Raw genomic sequence first — 25,156 nt, forward strand, 5'->3', positions numbered from 1 at the left:
ATGAGAATAGCATTCTCATGAATATCACCATGATCCTTGAGATGGCGGCCTCGGCCGGCGATCGGGCGGTGATAACGGCGGGCGGCCGTTCGCTGACCGCCGCCGAACTGCTGCGCCGCGCCCATGCCGCCGCCCACCGCTTCCGGGGCCGTCAGGCCGTCGTCCATCTCGGCGCCAACCAACTCGCCTATCCCGTCGCCCTGTTCGGAGCCGCTCTGGCGGGCGTTCCCTTCGTCCCGGTCAACTACCGGCTGGGCGAGCAGCAGTTGAACGCCCTGCTGGCCCGCCATCCCGGCGCCGTGGTCCTGCGCCCGGCCGACCTCGACGCCCTCCTCGACGAGCGCCCGGACGTGGAGTTCCTGGACCCGCCGCAGGACCAGGACTCCGTCGCCGTGCTGCTCTACACCAGCGGCACGACCGCCGAGCCCAAGGCGGCCGTGCTCCGGCACCGCCATCTGCTCGCCTACGTGCTGAACACCCAGGAGTTCGCGTCGGCCGAGGAGGGCGACGCGTCGCTGGTGGCGGTACCGCCGTACCACGTCGCGGGGCTGATGAACCTGCTGACGAACCTCTACTCCGGCCGCCGGATCGTGTACCTGGAGGCCTTCGACCCGAGGCAGTGGCTGGAGACGGTACGGGGGGAGCGGATCAGCCATGCCCTCGTCGTGCCGACCATGCTCGCCCGGATCGTCGCCGAGGTGCCCGGCGACGACGCCGGGACGCCCCTGTTGCGCAGCCTCGCCTACGGCGGTGCGCGCACCCCGGGGCCCATCGTGGAACGGGCCTTGCGCATCTTCCCGCAGACCGGCTTCGTCAACGCCTACGGCCTGACCGAGACCGCCTCCTCCATCGCCGTCCTCGGCCCCGACGACCACTGGCAGGCGTCCGTGTCGGACGACCCCGCGGTACGCGACCGCCTCGGCTCGGTGGGCCGGGCGCTGCCCGGAATCGAGATCCAGATCCGCACGGACGACGACAAGCCGGCCCCGGCGGGGGAGAGCGGGCTGGTCTTCGTACGGGGCGAGCAGATCTCCGGCGAGTACGGCGGCCGCAGCGCCCTGGACGCGGCGGGCTGGTTCGCCACCCGGGACCGCGGGCGGCTCGACGCCGAGGGCTACCTCTTCATCGAGGGGCGCGCCGACGACACCATCATCCGCGGCGGCGAGAACATCGCCCCGGCCGAGATCGAGGACGTACTCCTCGCCCACCCCGGCATCGTCGAGGCGGCCGTCGTCGGGCTGCCCGACCCCGAGTGGGGGCAGCGGATCGTCGCCATCGTCGTCGGCGCGGGCGACCCGGCCGAGATCCGGCAGTGGGTCAGGGACCGGCTCCGCTCGTCCAAGACGCCGGACGCCATCGTGTTCCGCGCCGAACTCCCCAAGACCGAGACCGGAAAACTGCTGCGCCGCACCCTCCTGGCCGAGTTGGAGACCACCCATGCCTGAAGCCGTCATCGCGTCCGCCCTGCGCACCCCCATCGGCACCGCCGGCAGGGGCACCCTGCGCGACACGACCGCGTTCGACCTGGCCCACCACATCGTCACCGCGGCGGCCGAAGGCCTCGACCCGGCCCTCATCGACGACGTGATCCTCGGCGAGGGCCTCTACGGCGGTGGCGTCCTGGCCCGGCACGCCGCGGTCACCGCGGGGCTCACCTCGGTCGCGGGGCTGGCCAACAACCGGCACTGCGCCGCGGGCATGGCCGCCGTCCAGAGCGCCGCCGCGAGCGTGATGGCGGGGATGGACGAACTCGTCATCGCAGGCGGCGTCAACTCGGCCTCCACCTCCCCGAAGGCGCTCTTCCGGGTCAACGGCGAGTGGGAACCCTGGATGTCGCCCACCCACCCCGACCGCCCCGACGCCCCCAACAAGGACATGTCGATCACGGTGGGCTGGAACACCGCCGTCGCGGCGGGTCTCACCCGCGTCGAACTGGACGCCTGGGCGCTGCGCTCGCACCGCAACGCCGTGGCGGCCATCGACGAGGGCCGCTTCAAGGAGGAGATCGTCCCGATCGAGACCCCGCACGGGCTGTTCTCCGTCGACGAGCACCCGCGCCGGGACACCAGCGCCGAGAAACTGGCCAGGCTGAAGCCCCTGCACCCGGAGATCGACGGGTTCAGCATCACGGCGGGCAACGCGGGCGGCGCGAACGACGCCGCGGTCGCTCTGGTCGTCGCGAGCGGGGCGACGGCGGCCCGCGAGGGGCTGACGGCCCTCGCCTCCGTACGGTCCTGGGCGTCCGTCGGCGTCGACCCCGCCGAGATGGGCCTGGCCCCGGTGAAGGCGATCCCCAAGGCCCTGGCCCGCGCCGGCCTGTCGATCGCCGACGTCGACCTGTTCGAGATCAACGAGGCGTTCGCCTCGGTGCCCGTCGCCGCGGTCCGGCTGCTCGAACTCGACCCGGACACGGTGAACTTCAGCGGCAGCGGCTGCTCCCTCGGCCACCCGGTCGCCGCCACCGGGGCCCGCATGCTGGTCACGCTCGTCCACGAACTGCGCAGGCGCGGTGGTGGCATCGGGGTGGCCGCACTGTGCGCGGGCGGCGGTATGGGGTCGGCGACGGTCATCGAGGTCCCGGCTCCCTGACCCGACGGCGCGCCCCGGCGCCGGTGGATCAGCTCCGGAAGCGGAGCAGCGCCTCCTGGGCGTACGAGGCGACGAGAGAGCCGTCCTCGGTCAGGACGTCCCCCCGGCCGAAGCAGCGGCCGTGGGCGAGGATCGGGCTGTGCTGGTGCAGCAGCAGCCAGTCGTCGGTGCGCAGCGGCCGGTGGAACCAGAGGCTGTGCGAGGTGACGGCGGAGGTGAACGCCGTGCGCGAGTCCCGCTGGGAGATTCCGTCGAGGCGGCGCACGGCGGTGCCGATGAGCGTCAGGTCGGTGGCGTACGCGGTGAGCGCCGGGGCGAGTTCGGGTGCGACCTCCGGCGTGCGCATCCACAGGTCGTACTCGGGCGGCTCCGCCTTCGGGGACTCCAGGTCGGTGATCGACCGGGTCGTCCAGGGGATGAGGCCGAGGTCGACGTCGTGCTCGGCGCCGGGCACGGAGGGGACCTTGAAGTCGCTCTGCTGGTCGAGTCCCGCCTCCTCGGCGTGCAGGGACACCGAGGCGGTGGCGATGACGCCCGGCGTCTGCCGGGCGACGATCGTCAGCGTCGCGAAGGTGCCGCCCTCGCGATGGCGCGTCACTTCGTAGCGCACGGGTTCGTCGGTCAGGCCCTCGCGCGGGAACTGCGCGTGCAGGGACTTGACGGTCTTGTCCGGGCAGGTGAGAGCGGCGGCCCGGACGAACTGGGCCAGCAGCTGCCCGCCGAACAGCCGGTGGTAGCTGAGGTGTTGGTTGGATCCCTCGAAGCCCGTGACGGACTCGGGTGCAGAGGGGTCGGGGCGCAGCTCCAGGCAGGTGAGCAGGTCGTTCCAGAGGTCGGTCACAGGCACTCCCGGTGCGGTTCGGTGAGATGCGAGGGGATACGAGGGGATACGAGGGGTTGTGGTGCGGCGTGGTTCGGCGCGTGGTTCAACAGGCGCGCAGACGCGCGACGAGGTCCATGGCGGCTTCACGGTCCAGGCTCGGCGGAGGGGTGAACGAGAGACGGGTCAGCAGCCCGCCGAAGCGTTCCGCGACCCGGCCGGGCAGCTCGTCCGCGGGGGCGACGATCGCGAACGCGTCGACCATCTCGTCCGTGATCAGCCCCGCCATGTCCTGCCAGCGCCCCGCCTTCGACAGCGCGGTCAGCTCCTCGCTCGCGCCCTCCCATCCATGCAGCGCGAAGACGCCCCGGTACGCCGGTGTGGAGGCGTAGAAGGCGATACGGCCGCGGAGTACCGGGAGGGTCGTTTCGATCTCCTTGTCGGTGCCCGTGACGAGGAACGGGGTGCCAAGCACCTCGAAGTCGTCGAGGGACGCGCCGGCGCGTGCGCGCCCCTCGCGCAGGGCGGGCAGCGTCCGTTCGCGGATCCATCGGGCGGTGGTGTAGCCGTGGCAGAGGAATCCGTCCGCGACCTCACCCGCGACCCGGGTCATCAGGTCGCCGACGCCGGCGAGCAGCACGCGCGGCGGCCCGAAGTCGTGCGGGGGCGGGACGAAGTCCGGGGGCATCAGGGTGTGGCGGTAGTACTCGCCCTGGAAGTCCAGGGGGGTTCCGTCGTGCCACGCCGACCAGATCGACCGCAGGGCGAGGACGTACTCGCGCATCTGCGCGGCCGGTCTGCCCCACGGCATGGAGAAGCGGCGTACGACATGGGCCTTCACCTGGGAGCCGAGACCGAGCACGAACCGGCCGCGGCTGTGCCGTTGGAGGTCGTCGGCGGTGTGGGCGAGGGTCATCGGGGAGCGGGCGAGCGCCACCGCGATGGACGTGCCCAGGGTGATGCGTCCGGTCGCTCCGGCGGCGACGGCCAGGGGGAGGAAGGGGTCCTGATTGACCTCTCCGGCCCACGCGGCGTCGTAGCCGTGCTCCTCGAGGGTGCGGGCCCGTTCCGCGGCGTCCGACAACCCGCGGACCGTACCGTCGATTTTCATGTGACGATAGTAAGGTATGCACATTCTGAGAACGAGGTTCTTGCGGCTGTGAGCTTGCGTCGGCTGTGAGGTTCTCTCTGGTGGAGGGTGGAGGTGGCGCTTTGGCCGGGCGAGAGCCTGTTGTCCTTGTCGACGTCGAGGAGCGGATCGCGACGGTGACGCTCAACCGGCCCGAGGCGCGCAACGCGCTGAGCCGCGAGGTCACCTTCGCGCTGTGGGACGCGGTCACGGCCGCGGGCAACGCCCTCGACGTCGATGCCGTGATCCTGACCGGTGCGGATCCCGCGTTCTGCGCCGGGGTCGACCTCAAGGAGGTGGCGGGGGAGACGCCGCCGACCGCGGTTCCCCGGGCGCCCGGTCAAGGGCCGGAGCGCGACGCCAACGGTCTCTTCCGTTTCCTGCCGGTGATCGGCAAGCCCGTCATCGGGGCGGTCAACGGCGTCGCGGTGACGGGCGGGCTCGAAGTGGCCCTGCAGTGCACGTTCCTGGTGGCGTCGCGGCGCGCCCGGTTCGCCGACACCCACGCCCGGCTCGGCATCATGCCGGGCGGCGGCGCGACCGTACTCCTCGCCCAGGCCGTCGGGCACCGGCGGGCCGTGGAGATGTCGCTCACCGGCAACTTCCTGACCGCCGAGGAGGCGCTCGGCCTCGGACTGGTCAACCACGTCGTCCCGCACGAGGAGTTGCTGCCCTTCACCCGGAGGCTGGCCGCCGACATCGTGAACAACGACCAGCGCGGTGTCCGCCGGTTGCTGCGGCACTACCGCCAGATCGCGGGCGCGGCCACCCTCGACGAGGCGCACCTCATCGAGGGGTACATGGCCGAGACCTGGCGGCCGGGGACGAGCGAGGTCGCCGCCCGGCGCGCCGCCGTCACCGCGCGGGGGCGGACGCAGGCCCGGTCCTGACGTCCAGGTGCGTGGCGTCGAGATCGACGAGGGCTTCCTCGCCCGGCGCGGCATCCCCTGCGCGGCCCCGCGTCACAGCCGATCGGCGACTTCGCGGGTCCGCGTCACAGCTGTACGAGTCGCGGAGCCGAGCGGCCCTCCCGTATCAGGGCCCCGGCCTCCCGCGTCAACTCCCGTGCGCTGCCCAGCAGTCCGTCCAGCACGAGGGCGCGCCGGACGTGCCGGTGCAGGTCGTGCTCGGCGGTGAAGCCGATCCCGCCGAGGACCTGCTGACAGTGCCGCGCGGCCGTCAGGGCCGCCTGTCCGGCCGCCGCCTTGGCGAGCAGGCAGCCGAGGTCGTCCGCGGCGGCCACGAGGGTCGCCTCGGCGCCGTCGAGCGCGACGAGGGTCTCGGCGAGCCGGTGCCGTACGGCCTGGAAGGAGGCCAGGGGACGGCCGAACTGGGTCCGGTCGAGCACGTGCGAGCGGGCGAGCGCGAGCATCGCCCGGCCGGTGCCCAGGAGCCACCAGCCGAGCGCCCGGCGTCCCGCGGCGAGCGGGACGGGATCCCCGGCCGCGACGGTCCGCAGCGGCAGCGCGCCGTCCAGCGCGCCGCCCGTCTCGTCCGTGCGCTCCCACACGACCCAGGCGCCGCCCGTGTACGGCAGGGGCGGCGTGCCCCCGACGGCACGTCCCGCCGCGTGCAGCAGGACGTCGTTGAGCAGCGGCGCGTGCGCGCCGGTCTCGCCGAGCAGTCCGAAGGTGAGCGGGACCGCCACGTCCGGCACTTCCGTCAGCAGGTCGGACCAGCCGAGGTCGGCCAGGGCCGTGTCGAGGGCGCGGCCCGACGCCGCCGTCATCGTCTTGCGGAGCGTCTGCGCGAACAGGTCCCGCTCGGCGGCATCCATCGTGTGTCAGTCCCTTCCCAGGTCCAGCAGCCGACGGGCGATGATGTTGCGCTGGATCTCGGCGGTGCCGCCGTAGATGGTCGCCGCCCGCGAGTACAGGTACTCCTCCCGCCACGGCGCGTCCGTCAGCTCCAGCACGCCGGGGAGCAGGTCCCGGGCGGTGTCGAAGAGTTGCTGCTCGGCGCCGGCCAGCAGCACCTTGTCGACGGAGGTCTCCGGGCCCAGCCGGGCGCCCGCCGCGAGTCGCCGCTGCGTGCCGTGGGAGCGGCAGCGCACGGTGTGCAGCGCCAGATAGGCGGCGCCCAGGGCCAGGTCCTCCCCGGCGTCCTGCGGTTCGGCCAGCTCCGTGAGCAGCCGGTCCAGCCGGGTGTAGAGGTGGGCGACGCGGTGCCAGAAGCAGGTGGAGCGCTCGTGCGGGAGCAGGTCCATCGCGAGTCGCCAGCCGTCGACGGGGCGGCCGAGCATCCGGTCGGCGGGGACGACCACGTCGTCGAAGAACACCTCGGCGAACTCGTCCACGCCGTGCATCGTGCGCAGCGGCCGCACGGTGATACCGGGGGTGTCCATGTCGACGAAGAACGCGGTGATCCCGTCGTGGCCCGGCGCGGTGCGGGTGAGCAGGACACAGCGCGCCGCGTACTGCGCGAGGCTCGTCCACACCTTCTGGCCCGTCACCACCCAGTCCCCGCCACGGGGGACGGCCCGCGTGGTGAGTGAGGCGAGGTCGCTGCCCGAGCCGGGTTCGGAGAAGCCCTGGCACCACTGCTCCCGGCCGCCGAGCAGCAGCGGGACCATCTCTGCCGCCAGCTCCGGACGGGCGTACGAGATCATCGTCGGGGCGAGCACCTCGATCATCGAGTAGATGCCGGGCTCGGCCAGGCCCCGGGAGGCGACCTCCTCGCCGAGCACGGCCCGCAGCACGGCCGGCCCGCCGAGACCGCCCACCTCGGCGGGCCAGCCGTACCGCATCCAGTCCGCCTCGTGGAGAGCGCGCCGGACCCGGGCCAGCTGCGCGACCTGGCCGTCGAGGGAGCGATCGGGCCCCGGGGAGAGGTCGTTCCGGTCGAGCCAGAGGCGCAGACCCGACCGGAACTCCGTGACGTTCACGCGCCCGGGCGTTCGAAGGCGTGCGGGCGGCCCGAGTCGTGCGCCCCGCTGCGGCGGATGAACGTCATCGCCCGCGTCCGCAGCCGCCAGCCGTCGGCGGTCCGCACATAGGTGTCGTTGTAGTAGCCGATCCGCATGGCGTGGGTGGCGTGGTCGATGAAGCACAGCGGCTGGGTGCCGGTCGCGGTGTTCCCGTCCGTCTCCCCGTTCTCGGGCAGCTCGATCACGGCCGTACCCACCAGGAACAGCCCCTTGGGGGCGGCGGCGACCAGGGTGGGGAACTCGTCGAGGCCATAGGTGTCCCCGAAGGCGCTGTAGGTGCCGTCGGGGGTGAAGACCGCGAGCACCCCGTCGATGTCACCCCGGGTCATGTGGAGCGCGTAGCGGCCCAGCAGCTGCTGAATCTCCATCAGGTCGTCAGTGGACAAGGACCTTTCCGCCCTTCGGTGAGAATGGCATTCTCATTCACGAGTGGAAGGTTTCCATGTGTGGGTCATGGCGTCAACGGGCATGGCGTCAACGGTCGCGGCGGAGCTTCGCGAAGTCCCAGCTCACGACCTTCTCCGCGGTGAGCCGGAGCCAGCCGTGCTTCCCGTCGTACCGGAACGCACCGCCGCCCATGTACTTGTCCGCGAAGAGCTGTTCGGGGCTCACGAGCTCGTCGAGGGGGTCTCCCTTGCGGGGTGCCTCGCCGACGACCTCGACGCTGCCCCGCAGTTCGACGCCGCGCAGGGCCATGAAGTCCGTGCCCCCGTCGTCGACGATCACGCCGAGCCGGGGATCCCGGTCCAGATCGGTCCAGCGCTGGCTGCGTACCAGCGAGTTGAGCCACAGCGTGGACCCGTCCCACACGAACCACAGGGCGCTGACATGGGGATCTCCGTCCCGTCCGACGGTCGCGACCCGGCACAGCGGCTGGGTTCGCAGGAAGGTGTCCCGCTCGGGGTCGGTCATGGCGATCGCGGTTCCCCTGCGCTGTCCGCTCATCGTCTCTCCTGCCTTTGTGTGAATGGTTGATTCTCTCTTAGTGAGAAGCTAGTTTCCACCAATAGAGAGGAGGAGAACCACCTCGCGCTCAAGGTGGCCGGGGCGATCACCTGTTCCCGTCGGCCGCTCGGGGACAGCACCGAGGAGGAGACCCCTTGAACCAGCCCACACCCTTCGCCGCCCTGGGGGCGGTCGCCAAGTACGCCTTGCAGCAGATGGCACCGCCTCCCGGCCGACCGGCCGCCGAGACCGTTCGTCCTCGCCGGCCCCGGCGAGAGTGTGAGTGACGGCCCGTCATGGAGCAGTTCCTCACCTTCGGGATCGTCGGCCTGAGCACCGCCGCGATCTACGCGGTCATCGGCAGCGGACTGGTGCTCACCTACACGACGACCGGCGTCTTCAACTTCGCGCACGGCGCGGCGGGCATGCTGTCGGCCTTCACCTACTGGCAGCTCACCGGAGGCTGGGGCTGGCCGGTACCGGTGGCGCTGGCCGTGGTCCTGCTCGTCCTCGCCCCGGCCTTCGGCCTGTTCGTCGAGAAGGTCGTCCTCAGGCCCGTCCAGGCGCTGGGCGAGGCCGAACGGCTGGTCATGACGGTGGCGCTGCTGAGCGGCCTCATCGCCGTCGCCCGCTGGATCTGGGACCCCAACGTGCCGCGCACGCTGCCCACGTTCCTCGCCGACCGGAAGCCCTTCCACATCGGCTCGGCCGTGGTCACCTGGCACCAGGCCCTCACCATGACCGTCGCGGTACTGGTCGCGGTCGGCCTGCGGATCCTGCTCTACCGCACCCGCCCGGGCGCCGAGATGCGGGCGACCGTCGACGACCGCGCCCTGGTCGGGCTGACGGGAGCCCATCCCGTACGGGCCAACAGGACCGCCTGGATCCTCGGCACCCAACTCGCCGCGATCGGCGGCATCCTGATCGCGCCGACCGTCACCCTCGACGCCGCCCAGCTCTCGCTGCTGATCGTCAGCGCCTACACCGCGGCCATCTTCGGCCGGCTCCGCAGCGTGCCCCTGACCTTCGCCGGCGCGATCGTGGTCGGCTGCATGGAGAGCTATCTGACCGGCTATCTCCCGCAGAACGCCTACCTGCCCGGCCTGAGGCTGGCCGCCCCCGCGCTGCTGCTGTTCGTGGCCCTGCTGGCGTTCCCGCACCGGCGACTGCGCGGCCGGGACCGCAAGCTGCGCCCGGTGCCGGTTCCGACGGCCCGCGGCACGGCCGTGTTCGCCGTCTGTGTCGTCGCGTTCGGCGCGGTACTGGCCTCGGCCCTCGGCGAGGCCGACCTCATCACCTACGGCGCCATCTTCTCGCTCGGCGTGGTGGCCCTGTCGTACGTACCCCTGGCCGGGTACGCCGGGCAGATCTCGCTCTGCCAGCTGAGCATGGCCGGGATCGGGGCCGTCGTATGGGCCCACCTGGGCGCGCACGGGGAGTTCTGGGCCCTCGGGGTCGCGATCCTGGTCTCCGCGGTGGCCGGCGCCGTCGTCGCGCTGCCGGCACTGCGGCTGTCCGGGGTGTACCTGGCGCTCGGAACCGCCGCCTTCGCGGTCGTCCTGGACCGGTGGATCTTCACCCTGCCGTCCTTCCACCTGTTCGGGATGCGGATCGCCCTGTTCGACCAGGGCTCGGTGGACGTGGCCGGACCCCGGCTCTTCGGCCTCGCACTGGACACCGCGGCGAAGCAACTGGTGTTCGCGGCCGTCTGCCTCGCGCTCGCCTCACTGGTCGTGGCGGCGGTGCGCCGGGGCCGGTTCGGACGGCGGCTGATCGCGCTGCGCGACAGCGAGGCCGCCTACGCGACCCTCGGCGGCAGCCTCCTGCGGGCGAAGGTCCTGGTCTTCGCACTCTCCTCGGGCATCGCCGGGCTCGGCGGCGCGCTGTACGGAATGCAGCAACGGTCGATCACCGCCGACCAGTTCAACCTGGTGGCGGGACTGCCGATCTTCCTCGTCGCGGTGGTCGGCGGCCTCGGCGCGGTGGGCAACGGACTGTTCGCCGGGACCGCCTACATCGGCCCGACGAACGCGCTGGTCGCCGTGGCGCCCTGGGCGCAGAACCTCGTCGCACTGCTGCCCGGCCTCGCCGGCATCGGGCTCGGCCACAACCCCGACGGCATCGTGGTCCGCTTCCGGCGCGAGTGGGAGCCGCTCGGCCGGGACCGGATCGCCCTGCCCGGCCTGCTCTGCGTACTCGCCCTGCTGTGGGTCCTGCGGCTCGGCGACCTGATCAACGGCTGGACGTTCCTGGGCTGTTCGGTGGCCGCGGGGGTGGCGCTGCGGATCTGGGCGACGGCCCGGCAGACCGCCGCGCCGACCGAACCGGAGGTCCCCGTCGAGTGGTGGGGACTGCGGCGCGCCTGGCGCCCCGAGGACAGGGAGGTGCTCGCCCGTGGCCTCGCTGCGGATTAGCGGAGTGAGCGTCGCCTTCGGCGGCAACCGGGCTCTGGACGGCGTCGGCCTGAGCGCCGAACCGGGCCGCGTGACCGGACTCATCGGCCCCAACGGAGCAGGCAAGAGCACCCTGTTCGACGTCGCCTCCGGACTGCGCAGGCCCTCCTCCGGACAGGTCTTCCTCGACGGCCGGGACGTCACCCGGACCAGCCCCGCGGGCCGCGCCCGGCGCGGACTCGCCCGCACCTTCCAGCGGCTGGAGCTCTTCGGCCGACTCACCGTCCGCGACAACCTCCTCGTCGCGGCCGAACTCGGTCCCGACCGGCGCCGGGCACACCACGCCGTCACCGAGACCCTCACCAGGCTCGGCCTGACCCACCTCGCCGACAGCCCGCCCGACGCACTGCCCACCGGAGTCGGCCGCCTGGTCGAGGTCGGCCGCGCGATGGTCATCCGGCCCAAGGTGCTCCTCCTCGACGAACCCGCCGCAGGACAGGACAGCGAGGAGACCGAACGGTTCGCCGCGCTGCTGCGCTCGCTGACCGACGACGGCACGGCCGTGGTCCTCGTCGAACACGACATGAGCCTCGTCATGGGCGTGTGCGACGAGGTGTACGTACTCGATCTCGGCAAGGTCATCGCGTCCGGGCCGCCCGAGGTGATCCGGAACGACGAGACCGTCCTGGCGGCCTACCTGGGGGACGCGTGAGCGCCATTCTCGAACTGAGCGGCGTCCGTGCCGCCTACGACCGGATCACGGTCCTGCACGGCGTCGATCTCCAGGTCGCCGCCGGGCAGGTGGTGGCCCTGCTGGGCCCGAACGGGGCGGGCAAGACCACCACCCTGCGCGTCGCCTCCGGAGTGCACCCCCTCGAATCCGGCCGTCTCCGGCTGGGCGGCCGGGACATGACCGGAGCCGACCCCCGCGACCTGGCACGCGCCGGGGTCTGTCTGATCCCCGAGGGACGCGGCGTGTTCCCCAACCTGTCCGTCCGCGACAACCTCCTGATGATGACCTTCACCGGCCGCAGCCGCGCGGAGATCGAGGAGATCGCCTTCCAGCGCTTCCCGATCCTCCACCGACGCGCCTCGCAGGCGGCCGGCACCCTCTCCGGCGGCGAGCAGCAGATGCTCGCCCTCGCCCGCGGCCTCGCCACCGACCCCGCCGTCCTGCTGCTCGACGAACTCTCCATGGGACTCGCCCCGTTGATCGTCGGCCGGCTCTACGAACAGGTCGCCGAGATCGCCCGGCAGGGCGTGGCCGTCCTGGTGGTCGAGCAGTTCGCGGCCGCCGTCCTCGACATCGCCGACCACGCGGCCGTCCTCGTACGTGGCCGGGTCCAACGGCAGGGCCACCCCGACGGTGGGCTGCGCGCCGAACTGTCCGCCCTCTACCTGGGGAGTTCCGCATGACCACCACCGAGCCGCGTGCGGACCGCTTCGTCCGGGAACTGGCGGTACTGAAGATCCCCGACCCGGCCGCCGCCCGGGCCACCCTCTGGCTGCGCCTCGGCGTCCTGCTGATGGTGGGCGGCCTGGTGCTCGGCGTGTCGGGCTACCTGGTGTCCCACAACACCGTCGACCCGCTCGTCCAGGGCGACGGACTCGCACTCGGACTGGGCGGCATCTCCGCGACCGTGGTGGGCTCCGCGCTCTTCCTGCGGTACTCGCTGACCGGCTTCCTGCGGTTCTGGATGGCCCGCCAGTCCTACGACATCAACCTGCTCGCCGATCGCCTGCTCGAAAGGGACATCCACCATGACCCCACCGGTAACGACGCCGCGCCCCGGTGACCAGCTCGCCAGCGCCGTGTGCAGCACGCGGGTGGTCGTCGTCCGCGCCCCCGCCGGCGGCTCGGTCCAGCTCACCTGCGGAGGCGCTCCGATGGTCCCCGCGACCGCCGCGAAACCGGCGCCCGGCGGCGCGGCCGAGGCCGTCACCCTCATCGGCAAGCGGTACGTCGACGCCGCCGGGGCCCTCGAAGTGCTCTGCACCTCCTCCGGCACCGGCGAACTGAGCTGCGACGGCGTCCCGATGACCATCAAGGCGGCCAAGCCGCTGCCCGCCTCCGACTAGCCGTACGCACTCAAGCCCCCACCTGAGCCGCCTGCCTCCCCCTTCCGGAAGGGAACCCGTCATGGATCGAGACGATCTCGTCCTCATCAGCGTCGACGACCACATCATCGAACCCCCCGACATGTTCGTGAACCACCTCCCCGAGCGGTACAAGGACGACGCGCCCCAACTGGTCCACCAGGACGACGGCACCGACACCTGGACGTTCCGGGAGACGGTGATCCGCACCGCGGCGCTGAACGCGGTGGCCGGCCGGCCCAAGGAGGAGTACGGCCTCGAACCGCAGGCCCTGGACGAGATCCGCCCCGGTTGCTACGACGTGAACGAGCGCGTCGCCGACATGAACGCGGGCGGCATCCTCGCCCAGATGAACTTCCCGTCCTTCCCGGGGTTCGCCGCCAGGCTGTTCGCCACGGAGGACGCCGACTTCTCGCTCGCCCTGGTACGGGCGTACAACGACTGGCACATCGACGAATGGTGCGGGGCGCATCCCGGGCGGTTCATCCCGATGGCGATCCCGGTCATCTGGGACGCCGAACTGTGTGCGGCGGAGGTCCGCCGGGTGGCCGCCAAGGGCTGCCACTCGCTGACCTTCACCGAGAACCCCGCGGTGCTCGGGTACCCGAGCTTCCACGACCCGTACTGGAACCCGCTCTGGCGGGCGCTGTCCGACACCCACACCGTCCTGTCGGTGCACATCGGCTCCTCGGGCAAGCTGGCGATCCCGGCGGTCGACTCGCCACCCGACGTCATGATCACCCTGCAGCCGATGAACATCGTCTCGGCCGCCGCCGACCTGCTGTGGTCCCAGCCGGTCAAGGACTTCCCCGATCTGAAGATCGCCCTGTCGGAGGGCGGCACTGGCTGGATCCCGTACTTCCTGGAGCGGGTGGACCGCACCTTCGAGATGCACGCGGCCTGGACCCTCCAGGACTTCGGCGGGAAGCTGCCGTCGGAGGTCTTCCGGGAGCACTTCCTCACCTGCTTCATCAGTGACCCGATGGGGGTGAAACTCCGTCACGAGATCGGCATCGACAACATCGCCTGGGAGTGCGACTACCCGCACAGCGACTCGATGTGGCCGGAGGCGCCCGAGGAACTCATGGGCGTGATGGAGCGCTTCGACGTGTCCGACTCGGACATCGACAAGATGACCCACGAGAACGCCATGCGCTGGTACTCCTTCGATCCCTTCACCCATGTCCCGCGCGAGCAGGCCACGGTGGGAGCGCTGCGTAAGCGGGCCGAGGGCCACGACGTGTCCATCCAGTCGCGCAGCCACCGTCTGATCGAACCCGCCGAGAAGCTGGAGGCCTACCGCTCCCGGGCGCGCGCGGCGACGGGTGCCGCCCGATGAGCGACCTGGTCCTGACCGAACGGGTCGACAACGTCCTCGTCGCGACCCTGAACCGGCCCGAGGCCCGCAACGCCCTGAGTCCGGAGCTGATCGACGACCTGTCGGACGCACTACGGGAGGCGGACGCCGATCCGGGGGTCCGGGCGGTCGTCCTGACGGGCGCCGGAACCGTGTTCTGCGCCGGCATGGACCTCAAGGCGTTCGCGAAGGGCGGCGGCAGGTTCGACGGCCTGGTGTGGTTCTTCCGCGACGGCATCGGCACCCCAGTGATCGCGGCGCTGAACGGCTCCGCGCTCGGCGGCGGCTTCGAAATGGTGCTGGCCTGCGACCTGGTCGTCGCGGCCGAGGACGCCAGGCTCGGGATCGCCGAGGTCAAGCGGGGCCTGTTCGCAGCAGGGGGCGGTACGACGCTCGCCGACCGGGTGCCGCTGGCGGTCGCCCTGGAGATGGGCCTGACCGGCGATCCGGTCACGGCCGCGCAGGCCGAGCGGGCCGGCCTGGTGAACCGTGCCGTCCCCGCCGACCGGGTGAGGGAGGAGGCGCTCGCCCTGGCCGGGCGGATCGCCGCCAACGGTCCACTGGGCGTCGCCATGACCAAGAAGCTGATGAGGGAACGCCGCTGGGCCGAACCGGACGAGGTCCTTTCGGTGTTCCGCAGCAAGGACGCGGCAGAGGGCGCCCGCGCCTTCGCGGAGCGCAGGACGCCGGTGTGGAACGCCAGTTGACGCGCGGCGTCCCCCGACGGCCGTCGTGCGGTGCCCACGGCGCCCGGAGCGTCACCACGGGGTGACGTCGGGCCCGGTCGGCACCGCGTGACGGCAGTGGGTTCAGCGCCCGGCCGCCGTCGCGTCGGACGAGGAGGGGGCGTCCGACGCCGCGGCGGTCGGGTCGCCGGTGGCCGTGGCGGGTGGCGAGGGGACGCCCGTCGCGGTGATCTCGCCGATCGCGTCGACCAGGCCCCAGCCGAGCGCCTCCGCCGCGCTCAACGTGTCGCCCGACAGGGCGAGATACGCGGTGCGCTCCCGGCCGATGCGGGCCGGGAGACTCGCCGTGCCGCCCGCGCCCGGGATCAGCCCCATCCCGACCTCCGGCAACCGGATCGCCGTGTCCGGCGCGGCCAGCACCCGCCCCGCGAACGCCGCCAGTTCGATCCCGGCGCCGACACAGGCGCCGTGCAGATGCGCGGTCACCCGGGGACCGCACTCCCGCAGCAGCGCGGCCGGACTGCGCCGCACCCTCAGGAGGTGAGCCTGCGCCGGATCGCGGGAGGTCCCGAACTCCGCCAGGTCGCCTCCGCTGCAGAACGCGGCACCGTTCCCGTACAGGTCGACGTGCGCGATCGAGGGATCCGCCGCGGCGACGTGCAGCGCCTCGCACAGGGCGTCCCGGGTCCCCGCGTCGAACGCGTTGCGTACCCACGGCCGGTCGAAGGTGATGGCCAGCCGGTCGCCGTCACGACACAGTCGTACGGGCTCGGCGGCCGGACGTGGAGTGCGCGGGCGAGCCGAGGCCAGCCAGGCACGGAAGCCCGCGCCGCTCTGCAGCACCGAGTAGGCGAGGGATTCGAGCACCAGCCGCTCGGGCGCAGTGATGTGCCTGCCCATGCGCAGCACCTGCGTCAGCGCGACGGAGGCGGCCGGCTGCGCCGCGACGACCGCCGCGAGGCGCTGGGCGACGGCATGCGGGTCCGCGCCCCCCACCCACGGTCGCGGGGGATCGGCGACACCGGTGAGCAGGATGTCGAACTCCGGGCCCGCGTCGACCGGTTCCGCCGCCACACCGACGAGAACCCGGTCCTTCGCGTCGGCCCGCACCGGCGCCTCCCGGTCGAGGTCGACCAGGTGGAAGGGCGAGTCCAAGGTCATGTGGTTCCCCTCCCCAACCGGCGGCGACTGGAGTGTAATGGGAGATCGCCACGGACGAGAAGGGGGTTCATGAATTGGAGAACAATACTCTCAGTGGCTGGATGGAACCCGTCGAGCCGTTCCTCGGCCCCCTCCACGACGTGGCGAAGGCCTTCACCGGTCTCACCGGCGTGCCCGTGGACCTGCCGACCGCCCTCTTCCTCCGTGCCCGCCTCACCGGCCTCCCCCTCCCCGGCAGGGTCTCGGCCGGCGGCTCCTGCCGGCTCCTCGAGACCGCCGACGGCTGGGCCGCCGTGAACCTGGCCCGCCCCGACGACCTGGCCGCCGTGCCCGCTCTCGTCGCACTGCTCGGGGGAGCCGGGGCGGAGGAACCGCACGAGGCGGCGCGCCGCGCCGCGGCGGCCGAGTTCGCGGCGCACGCGCAACTGCTCGGGATCGCGGCCGCCGCCCACGGTTCGGCCCGCGGCACCCGCGCTCCCGTACGCGCCGAGCGAGGCGGGGCGGCGAGCCCACGGGGCCCGGCCGGGCTGCGGGTCGTCGACTTCTCCGCCCTGTGGGCGGGGCCCCTGTGCGCCCGGCTGCTGGGGGCGGCGGGCGCGAGGGTCGTGAAGGTGGAGAGCGGCACCAGACCGGACGGTGCGCGCGGGGGATCGCCCGCCTTCTACCGCTGGCTGCACGACGGACACGAGAGCCTGGTGCTCGACTTCGCCTCCGGCGCGCCCGCCGAGGTCGTCGCCGAGGCGGACGTCGTCATCGAGGCGTCACGCCCGAGGGCACTGCGCCGACTCGGCATCCACGCCGAGGAGTTCCTCGCGGCCCGCCCCGGCCGTGTCTGGCTGAGCATCACCGGTTACGGGCGCGACGAGGACCGTATCGCCTTCGGCGACGACGCGGCGGTCGCGGGCGGCCTCACCGGCCTCGACCGCGCCGGCGACCCCGTCTTTCTGGGCGACGCGCTCGCCGACCCCGTCACCGGCGTCTTCGCCGCCCACGCCGTCGCCCGCTCGCTGGCCGACGGCGGAGGCGAACTGCTCAGCCTCTCCATGGCCGCCTGCGCCGCCGCCCTCGCCGACAGCCGTTGACGTGCTGATCACGGACGTGGAGGTCGAGGGGTACGGCAGGGTGGACGTGCGCCTCGGGGGAGGACGGATCGTCGGGATCGGCCGACGGCGGGCGGGGCGCGGTGATGTCGACGGCCGGGGCGGCGCGTTGCTGGTCGGGCTGCACGACCACCACGTACACCTGGCGGCACTGGCGGCCGAGGCCGCGTCGGTACGGGTCGGTCCGGCGCAGGCGGGCGACAGGGACGGACTGGTGCGGGCCCTGCGGAGCGGGCCGCCGGGGGAGTGGGTGCGGGCCGTCGGCTACCACGAGAGTGTCGCGGGGGAGCTCGACCGGAGGATGCTGGACGACTTCGCGCCCGATCGGCCGGTGCGGGTCCAGCATCGCAGCGGGGCGCTGTGGATGTGGAACAGCGCCGCGCTGCGGGCCGCCGGGCTGGACGGCGGGGGCGACGGGCGGTTCTGGCGGGAGGACGAGCGGCTGCGCGGGTTCACTCCGCCCGTACGGCTGGATCTGCGCGGCGTGGGGGCCCGCGCCGCGGCGTACGGGATCACCGGGTTCACCAACGCGGATCCGCGTCCGGGCCAGGATCTGCCGGAGTTGCTGTCGGTACTGCCGCAGCGGCTCGTCGTGATGGGGATCGGCGACGCGCCGGTGAAGTTCCTGCTCGACGACGCGACCCTGCCGACGCCGGATGAACTCGCGGCATCCGTGGCGGCCGTGCGGCCCCGTCCGGTGGCCGTGCACTGCGTGACCCGGGTGCAGTTGCTCGTGACCCTGCTCGCCCTGGACGAGGTGGGGCCGGTCGCGGGCGACCGGATCGAGCACGGGTCGGTGATCCCGGCCGAGACGATGCCCTGGCTCGCGCGTCTCGGCGTGACGGTCGTGACACAGCCGCACTTTCCCGTGGAGCGGGGACGGGAGTACGCGACCGATGTGGACCCGGACGACCAGGCACACCTGTACCGCTGCCGATCGCTGGCCGAGGCGGGGATTTTGCTCGCCGCCGGGACCGACGCGCCGTACGGGAGTGCCGACCCCTGGGCGGTGATGCGGGCGGCCGTCGAGCGGTCCCGCGGGGAGGCGGTGGACCGGCGCGCGGCGCTGGGCCTGTTCGCGGGGGAGCCCCAACACCCCTCCCGTGTACGGCGGTTGACGGTCGGCGCGGTCGCCGACCTGTGCCTCCTCCACGTACCGCTGAAGGAAGCCCTCGACCTCATGTCCGCCGACGTCGTACGCGCGACGTTCGTCGGCGGACGGCGGATCACGCCACCGGAGCCGCAGGAGTGAGAAACCGGGGCGCTATACGCTGTACCCGCCGTCCACCCCCAGCGCCTGCCCGGTGATGAAGCCGGCGCGGTCCGAGGCCAGGAACGCCACCGCCTCCGCGATGTCCTTCGCCTCGCCGAAACGGCGCAGCGGGATGTTGCGCCGGGTGATGTCCAGGGCCGCGGTGTCGAGTTCGCCGGAGCTGATCAGACGGGCGGCGATGCCGTCGGTCAGCATGCCGGGGCCGACGCAGTTCACGCGGACCCCGTAGCGGCCCTCCTCGGCGGCCAGCGCCCGCGCCACCGCCTCGACCGCCCCCTTCGTGCCCGAGGACAGCCCGTCGCGCACGGGGAACCGGCGGGTGGCCACGGTGGTGACGGCGACGACGGAGCCCCGCGTCTCCCGCAGCCGGGGCAGCGCGGGATGGACGAGGTTGAAGAACGCCACCGCGTCCGCGTCGAGCTGGGCACGGTACTGACTCGGCGTCACCTTGCTGAGGTGCACCATCGGTACATGCGGACCCGCCGCGTACACCAGCGTGTGCAGGCCCCCGAAGGCGTCGGACGCCTCGGCGACCGCCTCCGCCGTGGCCCGCTCGTCGCCCAGGTTCAGGCGCAGCGCGAGGACTTGGCGCCCGTACGCCTTCACCTCGGCGGCCAGGGCGTCGGCCCCGGCCTGGCTGGTGCGGTACGTGAACGCCACGTCGCTGCCGCGCTCGGCCAGCATGCGCACGACGGCCGCGCCGATACCGCCGGTGCCGCCCGCGACGAACGCGACACCGGTCCTGCTGGAGAAGTCCGCCATGATGCTCACAGTCCCAGGGATTTGGCGATGATGACCTTCATGACCTCGCTCGTGCCGGCGTAGATGCGGGTGATGCGCGCATCCGCGTACAGCCGGGCGATGGGGTACTCCAGGATGTACCCGTACCCCCCGAAGAGTTGCAGACAGCGGTCGACCGCGCGTGCCTGCATCTCCGTGCAGAACAGTTTGACCTTGGCCGCGTCCGCGCCGGAGAGCTCGCCGTCGACGAGCTCGCGCACCGCGCGGTCGAGCATCGTCTGCGCGGCCTCGATCTCGGCGGCCACCGCGGCGAGTTCGAACTTCGTGTTCTGGAAGGAGGCGACCGGAGTCCCGAACACCTGCCGCTCCTTGACGTAGGCGAGCGTCGTCTCGAGTGCCGCCCTCGCCTGCGCGACCGAGCCGACCGCCACCGTCATCCGCTCCTGGGGAAGGTTGTGGCCGAGATGGCCGAAGGCCGCGCCCTCCTCGCCGAGCCGGTTGGCGACCGGGACCCGCACCTCGTCGAAGGACAACTCCACGGTGTCCTGCACCTTGATGCCCATCTTGTCGAGCACCCGGCCGCGCGCGAACCCGGGCATGCCGTCCTCCACGACCAGCAGGGTCAGGCCCGCCCGCCGGTCGTCGGGATCGGACGACGTACGCGCCACCACGATCACCAGGTCGGCGAGGAGACCGCCCGTGATGAACGTCTTGGCCCCGTTGAGGACGTACGCGTCCCCGTCGCGTACGGCGGTGGTGCGGATGCCCGCGAGATCGGAGCCCGTGCCGGGTTCGGTCATGGCGACGGCGGTCAGGAGCCGGCCCGTCGCGAGGCCGGGGAACCAGCGCTCGCGCTGGTCCTGGTCGGCGTACGCGAGGAAGTACGGCAGGACGACGTCGAGTTGGGTGCGTACCGTGCCGAGCGTGACCAGGGCGCGCGCCGCCTCCTCCTGGAGCACGACGTTGTAGCGGTAGTCGTGCAGGCCCGCTCCGCCGTACGCCTCGGGTATGGACATGCCCAGCACCCCGAGCGAGCCGAGCTTCTCGAAGAGCTCGCGCGGCAGCCGTCCCGCGTGCTCCCACTCCGTGTAGTGGGGGACCACCTCCTTGGCCACGAACTCCCGGACGAGCTGCCGGAACGCTTCGTGGTCGGCGGTGAAGAGTTCTCGGCGCACGACGTCCTCCGTGAGGGTCCTCAGGATGCGGGGGATACGAGCTCGACGAGGGTCGCGTTGGCGGTGCCGCCGCCCTCGCACATGGTCTGCAGGCCGTAGCGGATCCCGTGGTCCCGCATGTGGTGGACCATGCGGGTCATCAGCACCGCCCCCGACGCGCCGAGCGGATGGCCGAGCGCGATCGCGCCGCCCAGCGGATTGAGCAGCGCGGGGTCGGCGCCGGTCTCGGCGAGCCAGGCCAGGGGTACGGGCGCGAAGGCCTCGTTCACCTCGAAGACGCCGACCTCCGGCAGGCCCACGCCCGTCTTCCGCAGCACCTTCTCGGTCGCGAGGATCGGGCCGGTGAGCATGAGCACCGGGTCGGAGCCGGTGACCACGCCCGCGCGGTAGCGCACGAGCGGCGTCAGCCCCAGCTCGCGCGCCTTCCGCGGTGTCGTCACCAGCAGCGCCGCCGCCCCGTCGGAGATCTGGGAGGCGTTGCCCGCGTGGATCACCCCGTCCTCGGTGAACGCCGGCCTGAGCTTGGCGAGGGTTTCCACGCTCGTACCGCGCCGGATGCCCTCGTCGAGGGTCACGGTCGTCGCCCCCTCGGTCGACACGGCGGTGATCTGGGCCTCGAAGGCACCGGCGTCCCGCGCCGCCGCGGCCCGCTCGTGCGACAGCGCCGAGAACGCGTCGAGCCGCTCCCGTGCGAAGCCCCACTTCCGCGCGATCTTCTCGGCGGAGATGCCCTGGTTGAAGGAGAAGTCCTGGTAGCGCGTGAGGACCTGCGGACCGTACGGCATGCCGGTGGAGCGCGCGGCGCCGAGCGGGACCCGGCTCATCACCTCGACCCCGCCCGCCACGACGACGTCCTGCTGGCCGGACATGACCGCCTGCGCGGCGAAGTCCAGCGCCTGCTGGCTCGATCCGCAGGCCCGGTTGACCGTGGTGCCGGGGATGCTCTCGGGCCAGCCCGCGGCCAGCACCGCATAGCGTCCGACATTGCTCGACTGGTCCCCGACCTGGGAGACACAGCCCCAGATCACGTCGTCGACGACCTCCGGATCGATCCCCGTCCGCTCGACGAGCGCGCCCAGGACGACCGCGGACAGGTCGGCGGCGTGCATGCCCGACAGCCCGCCGTTCCGCTTGCCGACGGCGGTACGGACCGCCTCCACGATCACTGCTTCCCGCATGTCGACCCTTCCGGTCGATGGGACGGCCTCGAGTTCGGTACCGCCCAGCGGCCCGTGAAGAGAGGCGCACGCTTCTCCTTGAACGCGGAGTACGCCTCCGGGACGTCCGCCGTCGCGAAGTTGACCGCCTGGGCCCGGGCCTCGTTCGCGAGCGCGTCCCGCAGTGTGCGGTCGGCCCCCTCGTTCAGCAGCGCCTTGTTCTGGGCGAGGGCCACGGGGGCGCCCGCCACCAGACGTGCGGCGAGGCGCGCCACGAAGTCGTCGATCTCCTCCGCGCTCACCACCCACGTCACCAGGTTCAGCGACCGCGCCTCCTCGGCGTCGATCGTCTCGGCGAGCAGCGCGAGCCGTTTGGCCTGCTGCAGACCCACGAGCCTCGGCAACAGCCAGGATCCCCCGCAGTCGAGGGACAGCCCGCGCCGCGCGAAGATCTGCGAGAACCGCGCCTGGGGAGTGGCGACCACCAGATCGCACCCGAGCGCCAGATTCCAGCCCGCGCCGACCGCCACCCCGCTCACCCTGGCGAGGGTCGGGACGGGCAACTCGTGCAGCAGCACGGTCACTTCGCTCAGGGTGCGCATCCGGTACATGGGGTGCGCGGCGCTGAGTCCCCCCGAGATGTCCGCGCCGGAGCAGAACGCGCCCCCGGCCCCGGTCAGCACGAGTGCCCGTACGGACCGATCGTTCCCCGCGTCCGTGAGCGCGTCCCGCAGCGCGCGCCACAACTCCTCGTCGATCGCGTTCCTGCGGTGCGGACGATTCAGCGTCAGCGTCCGTACGCCGCCCGAGTCGTCGCAGAGCAGCACCGGCTCCTCGCTCACAGCAACTCCCCCTCGGCGCCGATCCCCAGCTCGGCGAGGACGGCCGCGGTGTGTTCGCCGAGGGCCGGGATCGGCCCCATCGGCTGCTCGTAGCCGGAGATGACCGGGGGCGGCAGCAGCGCGGGCACCGGACCGCCCGGCGTGTCGATCTCGCGCCAGCGGTCGCGGGCCGTCAGATGCGGGTGCGCGACGACGTCGCTCGGGGTGTTGTAGCGGGAGTTCCCTATCCCCGCGGCATCCGCACGGTCCTGGACGTACGCCAGGTCATGCCGCGCGCACCAGGCGCCGATCTCCGCGTCGAGGACCTCACTGTGCGCGACCCGGCCGGAGTTGCTCCCGAAGCGCTCGTCGTCCGCCAGGTCCGGGCGGCCGAGCAGCTCACGCGCGAACCGCTGCCACTCGCCGTCGTTGGTGGTGCCGAGGACGACGGTGTGACCGTCGGCCGTGGGATAGGCCCCGTACGGCGCCACCGCGGGCGAGCCCATACCCTTCGGCTCCTGGTCCACGCCCGTGTGCCGGGTGTAGGTCAGCGAATAGCCCATCAACTCCGTCATGGTGTCGAACAGGCTGACCGCGGCGGAGGTGGGCCCCTGCACCCGGCCGCGCTCCTTCCCGCAGAGCAGCGCCATGATCGACAGGGCGGCGTACAGACCGGTGCTCACATCGGCCATCGGCGGCCCCGCCTTGGCCGGCGCGCCCGGCCGGCCCGTGGTCGCGCACGCCCCCGACTCGGCCTGGACCAGCAGGTCGTAGGCGCGTTTGTGGGAGAGCGGCCCGCCGGGCCCGTACCCGTCGATCTCCACCGCGATGAGCCCGGGATGGCTCACGGCCAGGTCGGCGGGGGCGATGCCGAGTTTCGCGGTCGCCCCGGGCGCGAGGTTGGAGACCAGGACGTCGGCGCGGTCGAGCAGTCGGCGCAGGACGGCCATCCCGGCCGGGGACTTGAGGTCCAGGGCCACCGACTCCTTGCCCCGGTTGAGCCACACGAAGTGGGCCGCGAGGCCGCCCACCACGTCGTCGTAGTGCCGGGCGAAGTCGCCGCCCCGGGGGTTCTCCACCTTGATCACCCGCGCCCCGAAGTCACCCAGCGTGCGGGTGCACAAGGGAGCCGACACCGCCTGCTCCAGGGTCACCACGGTGATGCCCGCGAGGGGACCGGCCGAGCCGTGCCCTGGTGCGTCCACGCGATCAGTGGTCACTCGGCTTGCTCCAATCGCGCCGCAGCCCGTCCTTGAGTACCTTCTGACTGGCGTTGCGGGGCAGCGCGTCGACGAACCGGACATGCCGGGGGACCTTGAAGTTGGCCATGTTCTCGCGTGCCCACGCGACGACGTCGGCCTCGGCCAGCCGGTGGCCCGGTCTCACGACGAGGAAGGCGCAGCCGACCTCACCGAGACGCTCGTCCGGCACCCCGATGACAGCGGCCTGCTCGATGGCCTCGTTCCCGAGCAGCAGCTTCTCGATCTCGGCCGGATAGGCGTTGAAACCGCCGACGATGTACAGGTCCTTCTTGCGGTCGACGATGGAGAGGTTTCCCCTCTCGTCGAGGCGCCCGACATCACCGGTGTGCAGCCAGCCCTCGGCGTCGACGGCCGCGGCGGTGGCCTCGGGGTCGTCCCAGTACCCGCGGGTGACGTTGTAGCCGCGTACCAGGACTTCGCCGTCCTGCCCGGTGGGAACGGCCAGGCCCGCGTCGTCGACGATGCTCACCTCGACGTCCGGGATGGGCCGCCCCGTGGTCCGCGCGACCGTCTCCTCCGAGTCCCCGATCCGGGTGGTCGTCACCAACGCGGTCGACTCCGTCAGCCCGTAGGCGCTCATCACGATGTCGAAGGACAGTTCCGACTTCATGGCGCGGATCAGCGATTCCGGAATGGTGGTGCCGCCCGTCATGGACACCCGCAGCGAGGAAAGGTCGAAAGCGGAACGACCCGGATGGCTGACCAGATCCTGGAAAATGGTGGGAGGCCCCAGGAGAATGCTGACCCGTTCCCGGCCGATGATCTCGAGCGCCCGCCCCGCGTCGAAGGTGCGCATGGGGATGACCTTCACACCGTGGATCAGGGAAGCGAGCCACCCCGCCTTGTAACCGAAGCAGTGGAAGAACGGCGGGATGATCAGAAAGCTGTCGGAATGCGTGAACGTGTATTCCTCGGACATCCAGCCATAGGCGCGCAGGGACTGTCCATGGGTCAGCACGACGCCCTTGGGATGACCGGTGGTGCCGGAGGTGAACATCACGTCGGACACGTCGTCCGGAGTGAGCCGGTCGATCAAGTCGTGGGCCATGGAGGACGAGTCGGCCTCTCCCGCGCGCAGGAAGTCCTCCCACGCGAGGTCCGCCGCCCCCTGCGGACCGAGAATCGACACCGTCCTGCGCAACGCGGGCAGATCCGGATCGGCGTTCCTCAACCCGGCTATGTAGTCATGGCCGAGGAAGGACGAGGCGAAGACGGCCTTCGCCCCGGACTTGCGCAGAATGTAGGAGATCTCCTGTGCCTTGAACCTCGTGTTGAGCGGCACCACGATGCCCCCGGCGCCCTGGATGCCGAGCGCGGCCAGGATCCACTCGGCGGAGTTCGGAGCGCACAGACCGACACGGTCCCCCGGCTCGACCCCCAGCGCGACGGCGGCCTTCACGGCCCGGAGCATGTGTTGCTCCAGCTCACGGAAACTCCACCGGCGACTCTCGTCGACGAGGGCCGGCGCGTCCGCGAATTGCTTGGCGGCAACTCTGATCACATGGGGAATGCTCCGGTATTCGA

Annotated in this window: 25 protein-coding genes; 12 read left to right on the plus strand and 13 right to left on the minus strand. The window is 72.1% G+C overall.

Annotated elements, in window-relative coordinates; translation table 11 throughout:
• Window positions 1-17 precede the first annotated feature (17 nt).
• Both AQJ27_RS27820 and AQJ27_RS27825 read left to right on the plus strand, forming a co-directional pair.
• Window positions 18-1,445, plus strand: a complete 1,428-nt coding sequence (locus AQJ27_RS27820) for a class I adenylate-forming enzyme family protein (protein WP_067374609.1) — start codon at window positions 18-20, stop codon at window positions 1,443-1,445.
• Window positions 1,438-2,589, plus strand: a complete 1,152-nt coding sequence (locus tag AQJ27_RS27825; protein WP_067374611.1) for a thiolase family protein — start codon at window positions 1,438-1,440, stop codon at window positions 2,587-2,589. The genes AQJ27_RS27820 and AQJ27_RS27825 overlap by 8 nt, the downstream gene beginning before the upstream one ends.
• A gap of 28 nt (window positions 2,590-2,617) precedes the next feature.
• Here AQJ27_RS27825 and AQJ27_RS27830 read toward each other — a convergent pair whose 3' ends face one another.
• Both AQJ27_RS27830 and AQJ27_RS27835 read right to left on the minus strand, forming a co-directional pair.
• The gene (locus AQJ27_RS27830) at window positions 2,618-3,430 is read right to left on the minus strand and encodes an acyl-CoA thioesterase (protein ID WP_067374614.1); all 813 of its coding nucleotides are present in this window, start codon (window positions 3,428-3,430) and stop codon (window positions 2,618-2,620) included.
• Between the two features lie 85 nt (window positions 3,431-3,515).
• Window positions 3,516-4,520 (minus strand): TIGR03617 family F420-dependent LLM class oxidoreductase, encoded by a 1,005-nt coding sequence (locus AQJ27_RS27835; protein ID WP_067374616.1) that lies wholly within the window; start codon window positions 4,518-4,520, stop codon window positions 3,516-3,518.
• A gap of 101 nt (window positions 4,521-4,621) precedes the next feature.
• On the opposite strand from AQJ27_RS27835, the gene AQJ27_RS27840 reads away from it, so the two are divergent.
• A complete protein-coding gene (locus tag AQJ27_RS27840; protein WP_067374619.1) occupies window positions 4,622-5,428 on the plus strand; it encodes an enoyl-CoA hydratase in 807 nt (268 codons plus the stop codon).
• A gap of 104 nt (window positions 5,429-5,532) precedes the next feature.
• On the opposite strand, the gene AQJ27_RS27845 is transcribed toward AQJ27_RS27840, so the two are convergent.
• The 4 genes from AQJ27_RS27845 to AQJ27_RS27860 form a co-directional block, all read right to left on the minus strand.
• The gene (locus AQJ27_RS27845; protein ID WP_067374622.1) at window positions 5,533-6,315 is read right to left on the minus strand and encodes an acyl-CoA dehydrogenase family protein; all 783 of its coding nucleotides are present in this window, start codon (window positions 6,313-6,315) and stop codon (window positions 5,533-5,535) included.
• A 6-nt stretch (window positions 6,316-6,321) separates the two neighbouring features.
• Window positions 6,322-7,422 (minus strand): acyl-CoA dehydrogenase family protein, encoded by a 1,101-nt coding sequence (locus AQJ27_RS27850; RefSeq protein WP_067374623.1) that lies wholly within the window; start codon window positions 7,420-7,422, stop codon window positions 6,322-6,324.
• Window positions 7,419-7,850, minus strand: coding sequence for a nuclear transport factor 2 family protein (locus AQJ27_RS27855; protein WP_235613873.1), 432 nt, complete (start codon window positions 7,848-7,850; stop codon window positions 7,419-7,421). The genes AQJ27_RS27850 and AQJ27_RS27855 overlap by 4 nt, the downstream gene beginning before the upstream one ends.
• Window positions 7,851-7,938: 88 nt before the next feature.
• The gene (locus tag AQJ27_RS27860) at window positions 7,939-8,409 is read right to left on the minus strand and encodes a pyridoxamine 5'-phosphate oxidase family protein (protein ID WP_067374625.1); all 471 of its coding nucleotides are present in this window, start codon (window positions 8,407-8,409) and stop codon (window positions 7,939-7,941) included.
• Between the two features lie 296 nt (window positions 8,410-8,705).
• Here AQJ27_RS27860 and AQJ27_RS27865 point away from each other — a divergent pair, with 296 nt between their 5' ends.
• From AQJ27_RS27865 to AQJ27_RS27895, 7 genes are all read left to right on the plus strand, one after another.
• The gene (locus AQJ27_RS27865; protein ID WP_067374627.1) at window positions 8,706-10,823 is read left to right on the plus strand and encodes a branched-chain amino acid ABC transporter permease; all 2,118 of its coding nucleotides are present in this window, start codon (window positions 8,706-8,708) and stop codon (window positions 10,821-10,823) included.
• On the plus strand, window positions 10,804-11,514 hold the full coding sequence (locus AQJ27_RS27870) for an ABC transporter ATP-binding protein (protein ID WP_067374629.1): 711 nt from the start codon (window positions 10,804-10,806) through the stop codon (window positions 11,512-11,514). The genes AQJ27_RS27865 and AQJ27_RS27870 overlap by 20 nt, the downstream gene beginning before the upstream one ends.
• Complete coding sequence (locus tag AQJ27_RS27875) at window positions 11,511-12,218, plus strand: ABC transporter ATP-binding protein (RefSeq protein WP_067374631.1); 708 nt, start codon at window positions 11,511-11,513, stop codon at window positions 12,216-12,218. Before AQJ27_RS27870 ends, AQJ27_RS27875 begins: the two co-directional genes overlap by 4 nt.
• Window positions 12,215-12,598: a hypothetical protein gene (locus AQJ27_RS27880; protein ID WP_067374632.1), complete on the plus strand. Its 384-nt coding sequence runs from the start codon at window positions 12,215-12,217 to the stop codon at window positions 12,596-12,598. The genes AQJ27_RS27875 and AQJ27_RS27880 overlap by 4 nt, the downstream gene beginning before the upstream one ends.
• Window positions 12,564-12,881, plus strand: coding sequence for a hypothetical protein (locus AQJ27_RS27885; protein ID WP_067374634.1), 318 nt, complete (start codon window positions 12,564-12,566; stop codon window positions 12,879-12,881). Before AQJ27_RS27880 ends, AQJ27_RS27885 begins: the two co-directional genes overlap by 35 nt.
• A 61-nt stretch (window positions 12,882-12,942) precedes the next feature.
• On the plus strand, window positions 12,943-14,238 hold the full coding sequence (locus AQJ27_RS27890) for an amidohydrolase family protein (protein ID WP_067374636.1): 1,296 nt from the start codon (window positions 12,943-12,945) through the stop codon (window positions 14,236-14,238).
• Window positions 14,235-14,963, plus strand: a complete 729-nt coding sequence (locus AQJ27_RS27895) for an enoyl-CoA hydratase-related protein (RefSeq protein WP_067374641.1) — start codon at window positions 14,235-14,237, stop codon at window positions 14,961-14,963. The genes AQJ27_RS27890 and AQJ27_RS27895 overlap by 4 nt, the downstream gene beginning before the upstream one ends.
• Window positions 14,964-15,065: 102 nt before the next feature.
• On the opposite strand, the gene AQJ27_RS27900 is transcribed toward AQJ27_RS27895, so the two are convergent.
• The gene (locus AQJ27_RS27900) at window positions 15,066-16,103 is read right to left on the minus strand and encodes an enoyl-CoA hydratase/isomerase family protein (RefSeq protein ID WP_079065302.1); all 1,038 of its coding nucleotides are present in this window, start codon (window positions 16,101-16,103) and stop codon (window positions 15,066-15,068) included.
• A 101-nt stretch (window positions 16,104-16,204) separates the two neighbouring features.
• On the opposite strand from AQJ27_RS27900, the gene AQJ27_RS27905 reads away from it, so the two are divergent.
• Window positions 16,205-17,185, plus strand: a complete 981-nt coding sequence (locus AQJ27_RS27905; protein WP_067374643.1) for a CoA transferase — start codon at window positions 16,205-16,207, stop codon at window positions 17,183-17,185.
• A gap of 1 nt (window position 17,186) precedes the next feature.
• Window positions 17,187-18,455, plus strand: coding sequence for an amidohydrolase family protein (locus AQJ27_RS27910; protein ID WP_067374645.1), 1,269 nt, complete (start codon window positions 17,187-17,189; stop codon window positions 18,453-18,455).
• A 12-nt stretch (window positions 18,456-18,467) separates the two neighbouring features.
• Here the strand turns inward: AQJ27_RS27910 and AQJ27_RS27915 are convergent, their stop codons facing one another.
• From AQJ27_RS27915 to AQJ27_RS27940, 6 genes are read right to left on the minus strand one after another with little or no spacing between them, the layout of a single operon-like run.
• A complete protein-coding gene (locus AQJ27_RS27915) occupies window positions 18,468-19,238 on the minus strand; it encodes an SDR family NAD(P)-dependent oxidoreductase (RefSeq protein WP_067375074.1) in 771 nt (256 codons plus the stop codon).
• A 5-nt stretch (window positions 19,239-19,243) separates the two neighbouring features.
• A complete protein-coding gene (locus AQJ27_RS27920; protein ID WP_067374647.1) occupies window positions 19,244-20,392 on the minus strand; it encodes an acyl-CoA dehydrogenase family protein in 1,149 nt (382 codons plus the stop codon).
• A 20-nt stretch (window positions 20,393-20,412) separates the two neighbouring features.
• Window positions 20,413-21,570, minus strand: coding sequence for a thiolase family protein (locus AQJ27_RS27925; RefSeq protein WP_067374649.1), 1,158 nt, complete (start codon window positions 21,568-21,570; stop codon window positions 20,413-20,415).
• Window positions 21,555-22,391 carry an enoyl-CoA hydratase/isomerase family protein gene (locus tag AQJ27_RS27930; protein ID WP_067374651.1) on the minus strand — a complete coding sequence of 279 codons (837 nt, stop codon included), beginning with the start codon at window positions 22,389-22,391 and terminating at the stop codon, window positions 21,555-21,557. Before AQJ27_RS27930 ends, AQJ27_RS27925 begins: the two co-directional genes overlap by 16 nt.
• Window positions 22,388-23,590, minus strand: a complete 1,203-nt coding sequence (locus tag AQJ27_RS27935; RefSeq protein WP_235613872.1) for a CaiB/BaiF CoA transferase family protein — start codon at window positions 23,588-23,590, stop codon at window positions 22,388-22,390. Before AQJ27_RS27935 ends, AQJ27_RS27930 begins: the two co-directional genes overlap by 4 nt.
• A complete protein-coding gene (locus AQJ27_RS27940; protein ID WP_341866102.1) occupies window positions 23,580-25,133 on the minus strand; it encodes a FadD3 family acyl-CoA ligase in 1,554 nt (517 codons plus the stop codon). Before AQJ27_RS27940 ends, AQJ27_RS27935 begins: the two co-directional genes overlap by 11 nt.
• Between the last annotated feature and the right edge of the window lie 23 nt (window positions 25,134-25,156).

It is taken from the genome of Streptomyces olivochromogenes (assembly GCF_001514115.1).
In the GTDB taxonomy this organism is placed as follows: Bacteria; Actinomycetota; Actinomycetes; order Streptomycetales; family Streptomycetaceae; genus Streptomyces; species Streptomyces olivochromogenes.

Bases quoted from the DNA above. Each gene is read 5' to 3' on its own strand.
- AQJ27_RS27825 (WP_067374611.1), top strand. From the start codon at position 1,438: ATGCCTGAAGCCGTCATCGCGTCCGCCCTGCGCACCCCCATCGGCACC.
- AQJ27_RS27820 (WP_067374609.1), top strand. From the start codon at position 18: ATGAATATCACCATGATCCTTGAGATGGCGGCCTCGGCCGGCGATCGG.
- AQJ27_RS27865 (WP_067374627.1), top strand. From the start codon at position 8,706: ATGGAGCAGTTCCTCACCTTCGGGATCGTCGGCCTGAGCACCGCCGCG.
- AQJ27_RS27925 (WP_067374649.1), bottom strand. From the start codon at position 21,570: ATGCGGGAAGCAGTGATCGTGGAGGCGGTCCGTACCGCCGTCGGCAAG.
- AQJ27_RS27890 (WP_067374636.1), top strand. From the start codon at position 12,943: ATGGATCGAGACGATCTCGTCCTCATCAGCGTCGACGACCACATCATC.
- AQJ27_RS27915 (WP_067375074.1), bottom strand. From the start codon at position 19,238: ATGGCGGACTTCTCCAGCAGGACCGGTGTCGCGTTCGTCGCGGGCGGC.
- AQJ27_RS27905 (WP_067374643.1), top strand. From the start codon at position 16,205: ATGGAACCCGTCGAGCCGTTCCTCGGCCCCCTCCACGACGTGGCGAAG.
- AQJ27_RS27835 (WP_067374616.1), bottom strand. From the start codon at position 4,520: ATGAAAATCGACGGTACGGTCCGCGGGTTGTCGGACGCCGCGGAACGG.
- AQJ27_RS27845 (WP_067374622.1), bottom strand. From the start codon at position 6,315: ATGGATGCCGCCGAGCGGGACCTGTTCGCGCAGACGCTCCGCAAGACG.
- AQJ27_RS27895 (WP_067374641.1), top strand. From the start codon at position 14,235: ATGAGCGACCTGGTCCTGACCGAACGGGTCGACAACGTCCTCGTCGCG.
- AQJ27_RS27885 (WP_067374634.1), top strand. From the start codon at position 12,564: ATGACCCCACCGGTAACGACGCCGCGCCCCGGTGACCAGCTCGCCAGC.
- AQJ27_RS27880 (WP_067374632.1), top strand. From the start codon at position 12,215: ATGACCACCACCGAGCCGCGTGCGGACCGCTTCGTCCGGGAACTGGCG.
- AQJ27_RS27900 (WP_079065302.1), bottom strand. From the start codon at position 16,103: ATGACCTTGGACTCGCCCTTCCACCTGGTCGACCTCGACCGGGAGGCG.
- AQJ27_RS27860 (WP_067374625.1), bottom strand. From the start codon at position 8,409: ATGAGCGGACAGCGCAGGGGAACCGCGATCGCCATGACCGACCCCGAG.